Origin of the sequence: Lachnospira sp., assembly GCF_016290755.1 — a bacterium.
GTDB classification, from domain to species: domain Bacteria; phylum Bacillota; class Clostridia; order Lachnospirales; family Lachnospiraceae; genus Lachnospira; species Lachnospira multipara.
The window spans coordinates 1-13,225 of record NZ_JAEEVD010000063.1 but is presented as its reverse complement, the minus strand read 5'-3'; the positions used below and the strand labels follow the sequence as shown (position 1 = coordinate 13,225).

Here is a 13,225-nt window from a genome sequence, read left to right as displayed (position 1 = left end):
GTAGTAAACCAAGCCCTAAATTATGCAAATTGCCCCACAAGCTAAGTTGATTACAGGAAACGCCGAATCCCCGACCTACACCACACCCTCGACTCACGCTAAACTCCCGCCCCACACCACACAGGGTTCAGCAAAGCTAGAACCCATACCCCTTCGCCTCCCATCACTTTCTTCATTATATTCATTGAAATTAAACATTTCTAATAGTATAATATAACTATATACATCGTGAAATTCAATAGTAGGAGGTCAGAGTATGCCTAGTAATAATGCTAAAGGGGAGTCTAAGAGCCGCATTAATATGCTCATGCTCTTAATGTTATTGGTTATTATACCAACCGTTTGTAGCGCTCTTATTCTTAATATTATGAGCTGCTCAATTTTTAGTTCAAAGCTAAGAAAACAATATGAGGAGCAGGTAGAGGTGATTGAGGAGCAGTTTAACACATACGTAACTGAACTTTGTGAGAATGTTGGAACCTCTTTTTTTACTAAAGAAAATAGAGATTATTCTTATGTAGATAGTTTTTTAAGCCAAAATATTGCTCTTACTGTATTTATTGGTGATACAAGAACACTAACTTCATTAAAGGATAGTTCTGGTAATAGAATTGAAGGAACTAAGGCAAGCTCAGAAGTTATTAATACTGTTTTAACTAATGGAAAGACTTATGCAGATGATAATACAGTAATTAATGGCGAAAAATATTTTGTACATTATTCGCCAATTAAGGATTCTAGTGGAAATATTATTGGTATGACATTTGCAGGTAAAAAGGCATCAGTCTTGCAAACAGATATTAACAATGCAGTTCTTAGTTTAGTGCTTGTAACAGTTATTGTACTTATTATCTTTACAATTATTATTTACTTTATGTCTAAGGTAATTAAGAAGACACTTGAACTTATTGCTGATAATCTTCATGTTTTAGCATCTGGAGATTTAGATGCAGAAATTAAAATTCCATCTGCAATTAAAGAAAATAAGCAGATGGTTTCAGCCCTAACTTCAGTTCAGAAAATGTTACAAAACTCAATTGGTAAGGTTACAAGGGTAACTAAGAGCTTATCTAAGGGCATTGATAGTGTTGAAGATTCAGCTAATTCTAGTGCAAATGCGGCAAACCAGATAGGTACTGCAATGGATGAACTTTCTTCAATGGCTCAAGGAATGGCTGGTAATGTTCAAAGTGTAAATACAAGTGTGGCCAACATGGATGTTACAGTTTCTGATATCGGATCTAATATTGAGGTATTAGCAAGCAATTCAGATGAAATGAGTACAGCAAGTGCAGAGGCTGCTGATTGTATGGAAAAGGTATTATCTTCAAATCAAGTAAGCTCAGATGCAGTTGAATCAATTAATAGACAGATTCTATTAACAAATGAATCTATTAATAAGATTAATGAGGCAATTACATTAATTATTGGTGTTGCTAGTAGAACTAAATTACTTTCACTTAATGCATCAATTGAGGCTGCAAGAGCAGGCGAAGCAGGTAAGGGCTTTGCAGTTGTAGCACAAAATATTAGCCAGTTAAGTGAGCAGAGTAACGAATCTGCAGCAACAATCAGAGAAATTGCTAAGGAGATGCTTGAAAATTCATCTGAATCAGTTAAATTAGCAGAGGATATTATTAATACAATGTCAGATGAAAAGCAAAGTATTGCAGATGCTCAAGATAGATTTACTAAACTTAATGATGCCATTAATGACTCAGTTCTTAAGATTAAGGAAATTGATTCTAAAACAGTAGCTCTTAATCAAATTAAGGACGAAATTATTAATGATGTTAATGAGCTTAGTGCAATTTCTCAGCAAAATGCGGCTAGAAACCAGGAAGTTAATTCTAATGTAGCAAATATTGTAAACAGTATCGAAGATATTGCTAAGAATATGAATAAGATGAAGGAAATGAAAGATTCTCTTGCAGAAGCTACAAGCCAGTTTAAAATTAATTAATAACTTGCAATTTAAATAAATTTATAAAGCTTTAAAACGCTCACCTAGCTTTAAAGGCGCAGGTGAGCGTTTTCTTTTGTTTTTGCTAGGCCTAATTTCACATTGAAACTGATAAAAAATTATAGTAGAATAGAGAAGATAATGATGGGCTTACTAGGAGTCCGTAGAATATATAGTGAGGAAACAAGATAATGGAACAGTATAAGCAGGAATTTATTGAATTTATGGTAGATAGCGACGTGTTAAGATTTGGAGAATTCACTCTTAAGAGTGGTAGAAAGTCTCCATTTTTTATGAACGCTGGATTATATGTAACAGGACAGCAGTTAACAAAGCTTGGCGAATACTACGCTAAGGCTATTCATGATAACTACGGTGATGACTTTGATGTATTATTTGGACCAGCTTATAAGGGAATTCCACTTTCAGTTGCAACTGTAATGGCATTCCACAAGTTATATGGCAAGGAAATCAGATATTGCTCTAACCGTAAGGAAGCTAAAGACCACGGTGATGCAGGCATTTTACTTGGTAGCCCAATTAAGGATGGCGACAAGGTAGTTATTATTGAAGATGTTACAACAAGTGGTAAGTCAATTGAAGAAACATTCCCTATCATTCAGGCTCAGGGCGATGTTGAAATCAAGGGTCTTATGGTTTCTCTTAACAGAATGGAAAGAGGAAAGGGCGAGAAGTCAGCATTAGTTGAGATTCAGGAAAAGTATGGCTTCCCAGCTAACGCTATCGTTTCAATGGCTGATGTTGTTGAGCATTTATATAACAAGGAAGTTAATGGCAAGGTCGTAATCGATGATAAGATTAAGGCTGCTATTGATGAATATTATAAGCAGTACGGCGCTAGTGATTGCCAGTAATAATTGATATAACTAACATGTAATAACTAATAAACACTAGGAGGTAGAGATAATGGATGAAAAGCTTTATAAAAAAGTAAAATCAGTAGGTGTTTCAAATCTTGTGTTTGGAATAATTACAATTGCAGCAGGCATTGGTATTGGAATTGTAATGCTTGTGAATGGTGCTAGATTATTAGCTCATAAGTCTGATACATTATTTTAATAAGATTACTAGAAGATAATGTCCTAGCAATAGGGCATTATCTTTAGTTATGGAGACAATATGAAGAACGAAAAAACTAAATTGCTAGCTTATTGGTTTGCATTTATTTGTTATATTGCAGTTGTTGTTTACTTGGTATTTTTTGCTGAGAGCCTAGGTAGAAGTGGTTCTTGGGCAACAACAACTGATAATGGATATAGCTATAATTATATCCCTTTAAATGAAATTAAAAGATTTATTGAGAGTCTATCTGTACCAGAATATAGAGAGATGGCAATACTTAACCTAGGGGGTAACATTTTATTATTCCTTCCACTAGGCTTTTTATTACCAACAATTCTTAGAAGGATTGGATTCTTAGGAACAATGATGTCTGCAGTTGTACTTAGCTTGCTTATTGAGCTTACTCAGCTTTTTACAAAACTTGGCACCTTTGACATTGATGATATTATTCTTAATACTTTTGGAGCTTTACTTGGCTTTATACTTTTCTTGATTATAAGGCCCATTAAGAATTAAGTAAGGAGTATAACATGAAGGTTTTTAATAAGTATAAATTTTCCAATAAAAATCAGACTCTAGGCGGCACAATTTCTACAGCCCTTGGAGTTTTATCCCTTGCAAGTTTATCTTACGGAATTCATATTTCCGTAGTGGCTAACGGACATGCAGGTTTAAAGGTTGGAACTTTGGCACTTTTAAGTTTAGTTTTAGCAGTAAGCGGTACAGTAATTGGCCTACTTAGCTTTAGAGAATCAGATAAATTCTATGGTTTATCAAAGGTTGGCTCAATGCTTTGCGGCGTATTAACTGTATTTATGCTAGCTGTGTTATTGATGGGAGTGTAATATGTTTAAAGATAATTTAGATGAAAGATTTGACCTTTCCTTTGAAAGAATTAAGGAGATAAGTCTAAATCCAGAATTAGAGAACAAGAGTTTAGCTAACTACTATAAATCTGTAGCAGCTTTTATTGTAAAGCTTGAAGGTCTATATAGAGCCTTAAAGGCTGGAAAGCTTGAGAATTTAAGCCTTGAGGAATTATCAAAGCTTAACAAGTCCCTTTACGAGGATGTTTTAGTAGAGAATTATGATAAGTCTTACGCTAATCCTACATTTTCAAAAAAGGAATTAGGAGAGAAGTTAGGTAATTTACTATCGTTCCTTTATGTAGAAATTAGAGGAATGATTGTCTTAGTATATGAGGACAGAATCGATGAGATGGTAGCTTTAATGGAATTATTCATTGAGTGTTACTGCCTTGGCGAGGATGCAAGCCAGGTTAAGGAGTCTATTTACTGGTATGTAAGCGATTATTCAGATGACTTAATCGAGGAGAGAATCAAGGAATTACTTGATCCAGACTACGATTTTGCAACTAAGATTATTATGGAGTCTGACTTAACAGACCTTAGATATCTTTATAAGTTTGGTGAATACATTACTGATAATGAAATTAAGACAGCTACTTTCATTAACTCATTATCAGAGGCTGAAGTTAATGCTATGGCAAGAACCTTTACAGAGGGCTATAGAAAGGGCTTTGAGCTTACAGGTAAGGATATTACAAAGAAGAAGACAGTTAACATTAGATTCTGCCTTGGTTTTGAAAGACTTGTAAGAGAAGAGATAAAGGAATTTGCAAAGATTGGTCTTAAGCCAACAATTTATAGAGCAGCAACAAATTCAATTAATAAGACTATTAGCGGCGCTAAGGTAGGTTTCTATGGAGCAAGTCCTAATAAGCAGTATGAATTTGATCATAGACAGGATTATGCCCTTTACTTTAATGGGGATTTTGTTGAAAGAAAGCTTGGAGCTACACGTTTAGCTTATGAGCATTACAAGGATTTGGCAGCAGTACACGGCGGCCCAGCAGTTATGGAAGTTTTTGGCGAGATTCCATTTGAGCCAGCTAATAATGCAGATGCCTACAAGTTATCAGATAAGCAGCAAAAGCTTGTGGTTAAGTACTCTAACGAAGCCTCACAGATAGTCAATAACTATATTAAGGGCGAGGAGAGAAGCTTTACAATTATTGCTTATCCAACTGCAGAAATCGGCGATAAGTTTGAAGAGATTTTTGCTGAAACAGTAAAGATTAATACTCTTGATTATGAGAAGTATAAGGTAATTCAGGAACACATTATTGACGCTCTTGATAAGGCTGAATATGTAGAAGTTAAGGGAACTAACGGCAACACTACAGACATGAAGGTTTCTATTATGAAGGTCAAGGACCCAGAAAAGGAAACTGTTTTTGAAAATTGTCTTGCAGACGTTAACATTCCACTTGGCGAAACATTTACATCACCAGTATTAAAGGGTACAACAGGCGTCTTAAACGTTTCGTCGGTATTCTTAAACGACCTTAATTTCACAAATCTTACAGTTGAGTTTGAGGACGGTTTCGTTACAGATTATAGCTGCGATAACTTCAAGGACGAAGAAGGCGGCATGGAAAAGGGTAGAGAGATGTTTAAGGCAAATGTACTTTATAACCACGACACACTACCACTTGGAGAATTCGCCATCGGAACTAATACAACAGCTTATGTAATGGCTAACAAGTATGACATTGTTTATAAGCTTCCAATTCTTATTGTTGAGAAAATGGGACCACACTTTGCTATTGGTGATACATGCTATTCAAAGTCTGAGGACGTTAAGGTTTATAATCCAAACGGCAAGGAAATCATCTCAAGAGATAACGAAGTATCTATCTTAAGAAAGACAGAGCTTGATAAGGCTTACTTTAACTGTCATACAGATATTACAATTCCTTATGATGAAATTGGTAATATCACAGTTGTTGAGTATGACGGTAAGAGAGTAGATATTATTAGAGATGGTAGATTTGTTCTTGAGGGAACTCTAGGACTTAATGATGCTTTTGAGAACTAGTTAGATTAAAGTGTTATTATTAAAGCGTTATGTTTAAAAACTACAATTAACTATAAAAATAAGGCAGTTACCAAATCTGGTAACTGCCTTATAATATTCTATAAGACTTTACTTAAGAAGTCCTTAAGTCTTTCTGACTTAGGATGAGTAAAGATTTCTTCTGGAGTTGCATCTTCTGCAATTACACCTTCATGAATAAATAAAACTCTGTTAGCTACTTCTCTAGCAAAGCCCATTTCATGAGTTACAACAACCATTGTCATTCCGTCTGCAGCAAGCTCTTGCATAAGACTTAAAACTTCTCCTACCATTTCTGGATCAAGGGCGGAAGTTGGTTCGTCAAAGAGCATTACATCTGGATTCATAGCAAGAGAGCGAGCAATAGCAATACGCTGCTTTTGTCCACCAGATAACATATCTGGATAGCTATTAGCTTTGTTTGGAAGTCCAACTCTTAAAAGAAGTTCATCAGCCTTCTTTGAAGCTTCTTCCTTTGTCATCTTGCCTAGTTGAACTGGAGCAAGCATTATATTTTCCTTAATAGTCATATTAGGGAAGAGGTTGAACTGCTGGAAAACCATACCAATTCTTTCGCGCATCTTATCGATGTTAATCTTAGGATCTGTGATATCATTTCCTTCAAATGTAATAGTTCCGCTTGTTGGTACCTCTAATAGGTTAAGGGAACGAAGAAATGTTGACTTACCACATCCAGATGGACCAATGATTGCAATAACCTCGCCCTTACTAATAGTTGTTGAGATTCCTTTTAAAACTTCATGTTTATCAAAGGACTTATGCAAATCCTTAACTTCAATTAAAATTTCATTATCGTTCATTTTTTCTTAGACTCCTTTCGAGTTTAGAAACAAGTGCTGAAAGTATTGTTACAAGTAAAAGGTAGATAATAGCTACAGCTGTAAGAGGTAATAAAGCCTCATAAGTTACGCTTCGAATAATATCACTACCCTTTGTTAAGTCCATAAGACCGATGTAACCACTAATAGATGTTTCCTTAAGTAAGGTAATCATTTCATTTCCAAGGGCTGGTAAAATGTTCTTAAAGGCCTGAGGTAAAATGATTAATCTCATGGTCTTGTTATAAGGAAGTCCAAGAGAACGTCCTGCCTCAAACTGACCCTGGTCAACAGACATGATACCTGAACGAACTACCTCTGCTACGTAAGCGGCTGAATTAAGACCAAAGGCAATGATTGCAACAACGACCTTGCTTACATTTACAGATGAAAATACAACATAGTATATAATAAGTAACTGCACCATAGTTGGTGTGCCTCGAATGATTGTAAGATAGAGTTTAGCAAAGAAGTTTAGTATTGTTAAACCGCCATTCCTATCATGTGTTGTTCTTACAATAGCAAGTAAAGAACCAAGTACAATACCAATGATTAAGGCAAAGAAAGTGATAATTAAAGTGTTTCTTAAACCTGTTAATAAATAGTTATATCTTCCATCTTCAATGAAGTTCTGATATAGCTTTTCAGAAAGTGAAAGACTACTGTCTGAATCACTAGATTTTACAATAACAACCTGTTTAGCGGTTGTATAAGAACTAGTAAAATCAACATTTTTTTGTCTGTCCTCTGTAACTGTTAAACCAGCAGCACCAACGTCTGCCTTGCCTGTACGAATAGATGTGATAATAGAATCAAATTCCATATCTTCAATTACAAGCTCGTAACCTAATTTATCGCAAACAGCCTGCATAATATCGATATCGATACCTACAATGCTGTTATTTTCATAATATTCATAAGGTGGGAATGTAGCATTAGTAGCCACTACAAGCTTTCCATTCTCACGAGATACATCCTGCTTAACATAAGGTGTCTGGCCAATTTCATCTTCTGAACCAATATAGTTATTAATTATAGAAGTAATTGTTCCATCTGCCTTTAATTCTTCAAGCGCTAAATTAATAGCTGCTGTTAAATCTGAATTATCCTTAGAAATTGCAAAGGCATATTCTTCTTCAGTGAATGCCTCATCTAAAATTGATAGTGATGAATTCTTGGCTGTATAAGCCTTTGCTGGCTGCTCATCAATCATAACGCAGTCGATTTTGCTTTGAAGAAGGGCCTGAATTGCATCTGTACCTTTATTGTATCTAACAACATTAGTACCTGCATCGTCTCCCTCGTATTCATCAGCTACATATATATCAGCTGTTGTACCTAACTGAACACCAATTGTTGAACCAGTTAAATCCTCCACAGAGCTGATAGTTTTCTCTTCCGTATTATTGCCTTTTAGCTTTACAAATGCAGTAACTGCCACAACAATTGCCACAAGAATTAAAGCTACTAAGGCAAAATATTTTTTATTTTTAGCCCTCATAATGGCTCCTCCTATAAGTAAATGTTTAAAATGCATGCAGGTATTAATATTACTGCATGTGATTTTAAAAGTAAAGGATTTTGTGAATATTTATGCATAATTTGTGAATAAATATTCAAAGCTGCCATTATAAGGAATTCTTATTCCCCTTGATCTTAAATATATAAACAGTAAGGGCTATCATTAATACAGCACAAACAACAAAGGAAGTAGGATAAGTAAGTAACACTCCCCACATTGAATTAAAACGCTTTGCAATAATTAAAATCCAAAAAATTCTAAATAGACATAGGGATAAAAGCATAATAACCATTGGAGCAAAGGTATTTCCAGTTCCTCTAATTGTGCCAGCTAGAGAGTGGCAAATGCATAAACAAGCGTAAAATGGTGCAAGAGCCTTTATTGATAGAATTCCGTAATAGATTACATTTTCATCATTAGAAAATAAACTAATAATCTGTCGACTAAAGCAAAGCATTACGGTTGTAATGATGCCTGTATATATTATACCCATGGTTAAAACTGCCCACATACCTTTATATACACGATCCTTCTTTTTAGCTCCTATATTTTGTCCAACAAAGGTAGTTGCGGCTAAACTAAAGCTAAGAATAGGTAAAATGTTAAAGCCATCCACCTTCATATATGCAGCAAACCCGGCAGTAGCGTTGGTTCCGTAAGAATTGACACCAGCTTGGATAAGCACATTTGAGAAGGCAATAACTGCATTTTGAATGGCAGTAGGTAAACCAATCTTTAAAATTCTTATGCATATACTCATATTAGGCTTGGCTTTAAAAATGTTTACTTTATAAGGAAGTGTTGTTTTTGCCAAGTAAATTAAGGCAAGAGTACTTGATATAAACTGACTTATATCTGTAGCAATAGCAGCACCTGCAATACCTAGATGTAAGAATTTTACAAAGACAAAATCCAAAATGATATTGACGATTGAGGCGATTGCTAAATATAGAAGAGATCTTTTAGAGTCTCCAAAGGCGTTAAGTATACCAGATGCCATATTATAAATTACATTAAAGATTATTCCAATAAAGTAAAGTCTTAGATAAATACTGGCATCATTTAAAACATCATCAGATGTATTAATTAATATAAGTAGAGGCTTGGCACTAAACACACCTAATACAGTTGTTATTAAACCTATAACCACTCCAATAAAAAGAGTAGATTTTAGGGCCTTGTCTAAGTTTTTATAATCCTTAGCTCCATAATATTGGGCAAGTAAAATTCCTGCACCACTAGCTGCGCCTAAAAAGAAGCAAGACAAAAGATAAATTAACATGCCGCTAGAACCTACTGCTGCGAGGGCTTGCTTACCTACGTAATTACCAACAATAAGTGAATCTGCGGTGTTATATAACTGTTGTAGAAGATTTCCAAGTATCAAAGGTATGGAGAAAATAAGAATGGATTTAAAGATACTTCCATTCGTCATATCCATTGTGTTTTTTGCGATTTCTTTTTGTGTGTTTTGAGTTTTCATAGATTAAATGGCTATAGGCCTCCTCCTAAATAGTAAATTCGTACTAGACAAATGAATATATTATCACTTTTTAAATAGTATTGAAACGTTTTAAGAGGTAAAATACATACCACGCATAGAGAGATGTTTAAATTCTTATATATTAAAAGTACTAAAAATATAGGGCAAAGGTACTTGAAAAAACAAGAGTACTAGTTCGCTTTGTACTTAGATAAATACAATTTCTCTCAAAAAATGGTTTTTTACCCCCTCCTTTAGGGTATTTAGATAAAATACTCTCTATTATTATAATATATATCATATAACCGATACGAATAAAACAATACGAGCTGAATATTTGGGGAGAGTTAGCTTGTAAGTTTTATAAATGATTGGAATCGGAGAATGTAGTCGGTTAAACAAGGCAGATCATATTAAGGAGGGTACATGCATGATAAAATGGGTTAAAAAAGAAAAATGCAGAAGGGTATTAAGTTTTTTACTCTCAGCTATTTTAGTTCTTACTACAGTATTTGGCGCTGTAGGAACTGTAGCTTTAGCAGGAGATAGTTCAGTATCTTCAGAATTAACTTTAACAAAAACAGCACAGGCTGTTGAAGGAGAAGAAAATACATGGCAGATTACCCTAACTGCAGCAGGTAGTAATGTTGAATATACAACAGAAGTTGCAATGGTAATCGATACTTCAAATAGTATGAATGGTGAACGATTAGCCAATGTTAAAGCAGCAGCTAAAGCAGCAGCAGATACATTATTAACTAATGATCAAACAAAAGTATCATTAATAACATATAATAAAGATTATTCATATATTGGCGTTTATGGAAAAGATGATCTTGAAACTTTAAAAAACAAAATTGATGCTTTTGATGCTACTTCTGGCACAAACATTAATGCAGGTTTACATGGGGCAAGAGAACGACTTGAAGAATCAGACGCTGATAATAAGTATATTATGTTAATGACAGATGGACAACCAACATATAGTTATAGTATTGATACAATTAGTTTAGACCTTAGTTCTTATTATAGACCATACAGTAGTAAAAAATTTGATACAAAGACTGATTATAAAGCATATGATGCTGCGGGACATAAAGCTTACATAACATATTTAAAGAATGTAGATGAATATGATGTTACTGCTTTAAATTACAATTATATAATTGGTAATGGTAGAAATACTTTGTATCAATTATATAGAGCAATTCCAGAAGGTGAAAACGAATTTGAAGGTTATACAATTAATTACGCTGAAATTTTTAACTGTATAGTAAAAGCAACATATTTTGAAGCAGATGTAATTAAAGATTCTGGTATTCCAATTTATGGTATTAGTGTAGGATTTAATGAAGTACCTGATGTATTAGAAAATATTTCTTCAGGTGATGGTTATGCATATAATGCTCAGGATGATCCTGAGAGCATTAAGGATGTATTTGTAAATGTTGTAGGTTTAATTAGAAATGCAGCAGAGAACGCACAAATTACGGATCCTATGGGGGAATACTTTAATTTTGTAGGGGATGTTTCTAATGCTGAAGATATAAGGGCATCTCAGGGATCAGTTAGCTATGATCAAGAAAATGATACACTTTCTTGGAATGCAGGAACTATTGTAGGTGGAGTTACAGCAACTCTTACTTATAAAGTAACTGTTGATCCTGAATTATTCAATACAATGTCTGAAGATGAAGAATATGATACAAATAAGAGAACATACATAACATACATTAATAATCAGGGTGAACCAGCAACACAGGATTTTGAGATTCCAAAGGTACAAATCACAAAACCAACGCTTAATGTAAAACTTGTAGAGGTTGATAATAGCGGAGCTATTGTACAGACATTTAGTTCTAAGTATATTGATGTAAATGGAAATTATGTAGATGATAAGACAGATACAGCTGTAAATGTTGAAAGAACAATAACAGCCGAAAGTACTTATGATGATGAGACATCTAGATATGATTTTGTAGGAATTGATGTAAATGGTGTAGCAAATGTAGAAGATGCTAATAATTCTGTTACAGTAACACCAACAACTAAGAAAGCTACTAATGAAGTTGTTATTAAGTATAAGAAGAAGACACAGGCAGATGTAACAATTAAATATTATAAAGATACAATTGAAGAAAATAATAAGATTGGTGATGATGTAATTTTAGAAAACCAAACTGTAGGAACATCTATTGAACTTACATCAGAACAAAAAAATGCACGTTTACCAGAAGGATATGAAGAACCAGGTGTAGTTTCAGGTGCTACAACAGTTTCAACTAAGTCAGAAGATAATATTGTAAATGTTCTTTATAGCACAAAAGCAGATGTTGGATATATCATAGAGTACTATAAAGATAGTACAGATGGTGAGCCATTTGCAACAGATGAAGACAATTCAGCTATATTTGAAACAACAGTAACAATAACAGATGATGAAATTGATGCAGAACAACCTGAAGGTTATAAAGCTGGTATCGTAGTTGGAGAAGATACAATTACAATTTCAGCTAATAAGGATGAAAATGTATTTAAGGTGTTATACACAAAGGATTCCTTCAAATATACAGTAAAGTATTATAAGGATGAGGTAATAGATGATGAAGATCACTATTTAGGATCAGAAGCTCATGACGCTGTTGAATTTGAAACAGTAATTAATGCAGAAGATGTTGATGTAACAATTAATAAACCAGAAGGTTATAAGGATGGTATTGTTGTATCAGGAGACTTAACAATTACAGCAGATGAAGAAAATAATGTTATTAAGGTATTATATACAAAGGATTCATTTGATTATGTAATTGAGTATTATGTGGATGAAATAGTTGACGATAAAGATAGTCCTAACTATTTAGGTGTAAGTGAACCAAGAAGTGCAGAATTTGGCTCTACAATAAGTGAATTAACAAGTGACGATTTAAATGCCGAGAAGCCAGATCCTAAAGCAGGATATCAAGATGGTGTAGCTGATAATTTACCACTCGTAATTACAACAGATGCTACAGCTAATGTAATTAAGGTATTATATTTAAGAGAAGTAATCGGATACGATATTCTCTACTATGTAGATGAAGTAGCAGGTGATCCTATAGAAACTGTTTCAGTTGATGCAAGTTTTGGAGATGCTATTGATGTAGCAGATGCTGTAAATGCATATAAGCCAGAAGCAGGATATCTAGATGGTGAGATTCAGCCTGGTAGCGCAACAGAAGTTAGTGAAGATAGAGAGAATAACAAGGTAATTATTCTTTATAAGAGAGATTCATTTGCTTATACAGTAAATTACTATAAGGATGAGTTATTAGAGGATGAAGATCACTATTTAGGTTCAGAAGCTCATGACGCTGTTGAATTTGAAACAGTAATTAAGGCAGAAGATGTTGATGTAACATTATATAAACCAGAAGGTT

10 protein-coding genes are annotated in these 13,225 nt (G+C 34.0%); 7 read left to right on the top strand and 3 right to left on the bottom strand.

Features of this window, described 5'->3' with window-relative positions; translation table 11 throughout:
- The first annotated feature begins 256 nt into the window (after positions 1–256).
- The 6 genes from QVA17_RS11275 (at position 257) to QVA17_RS11250 (ending at position 5,947) form a co-directional block, all read left to right on the top strand.
- Positions 257–1,963: a methyl-accepting chemotaxis protein gene (locus QVA17_RS11275; RefSeq protein ID WP_287388976.1), complete on the top strand. Its 1,707-nt coding sequence runs from the start codon at positions 257–259 to the stop codon at positions 1,961–1,963.
- A 191-nt stretch (positions 1,964–2,154) separates the two neighbouring features.
- Positions 2,155–2,838, top strand: coding sequence for an orotate phosphoribosyltransferase (gene pyrE / locus QVA17_RS11270; RefSeq protein WP_027430318.1), 684 nt, complete (start codon positions 2,155–2,157; stop codon positions 2,836–2,838).
- Positions 2,839–2,890: 52 nt separating this feature from the next.
- Positions 2,891–3,043 (top strand): hypothetical protein, encoded by a 153-nt coding sequence (locus QVA17_RS11265; RefSeq protein ID WP_169449134.1) that lies wholly within the window; start codon positions 2,891–2,893, stop codon positions 3,041–3,043.
- Between the two features lie 60 nt (positions 3,044–3,103).
- A complete protein-coding gene (locus QVA17_RS11260) occupies positions 3,104–3,562 on the top strand; it encodes a VanZ family protein (RefSeq protein ID WP_103953511.1) in 459 nt (152 codons plus the stop codon).
- A gap of 14 nt (positions 3,563–3,576) precedes the next feature.
- Positions 3,577–3,891 (top strand): DUF6142 family protein, encoded by a 315-nt coding sequence (locus QVA17_RS11255; protein ID WP_027430320.1) that lies wholly within the window; start codon positions 3,577–3,579, stop codon positions 3,889–3,891.
- A 1-nt stretch (position 3,892) separates the two neighbouring features.
- Positions 3,893–5,947 carry an aminopeptidase gene (locus QVA17_RS11250; protein ID WP_287388973.1) on the top strand — a complete coding sequence of 685 codons (2,055 nt, stop codon included), beginning with the start codon at positions 3,893–3,895 and terminating at the stop codon, positions 5,945–5,947.
- A gap of 98 nt (positions 5,948–6,045) precedes the next feature.
- On the opposite strand, the gene QVA17_RS11245 is transcribed toward QVA17_RS11250, so the two are convergent.
- The 3 genes from QVA17_RS11245 to QVA17_RS11235 all read right to left on the bottom strand — a co-directional run bounded on the left by QVA17_RS11245 (position 6,046) and on the right by QVA17_RS11235 (position 9,809).
- Positions 6,046–6,786 carry an amino acid ABC transporter ATP-binding protein gene (locus QVA17_RS11245; protein ID WP_287388971.1) on the bottom strand — a complete coding sequence of 247 codons (741 nt, stop codon included), beginning with the start codon at positions 6,784–6,786 and terminating at the stop codon, positions 6,046–6,048.
- Positions 6,776–8,305, bottom strand: coding sequence for an ABC transporter substrate-binding protein/permease (locus QVA17_RS11240; RefSeq protein WP_287388969.1), 1,530 nt, complete (start codon positions 8,303–8,305; stop codon positions 6,776–6,778). Before QVA17_RS11240 ends, QVA17_RS11245 begins: the two co-directional genes overlap by 11 nt.
- A 127-nt stretch (positions 8,306–8,432) precedes the next feature.
- The gene (locus tag QVA17_RS11235) at positions 8,433–9,809 is read right to left on the bottom strand and encodes an MATE family efflux transporter (RefSeq protein ID WP_287388968.1); all 1,377 of its coding nucleotides are present in this window, start codon (positions 9,807–9,809) and stop codon (positions 8,433–8,435) included.
- Positions 9,810–10,239: 430 nt separating this feature from the next.
- Here QVA17_RS11235 and QVA17_RS11230 point away from each other — a divergent pair.
- Positions 10,240–13,225 (top strand): vWA domain-containing protein (locus QVA17_RS11230; protein WP_287388966.1); only part of this gene is annotated, 2,986 nt, incomplete at its 3' end.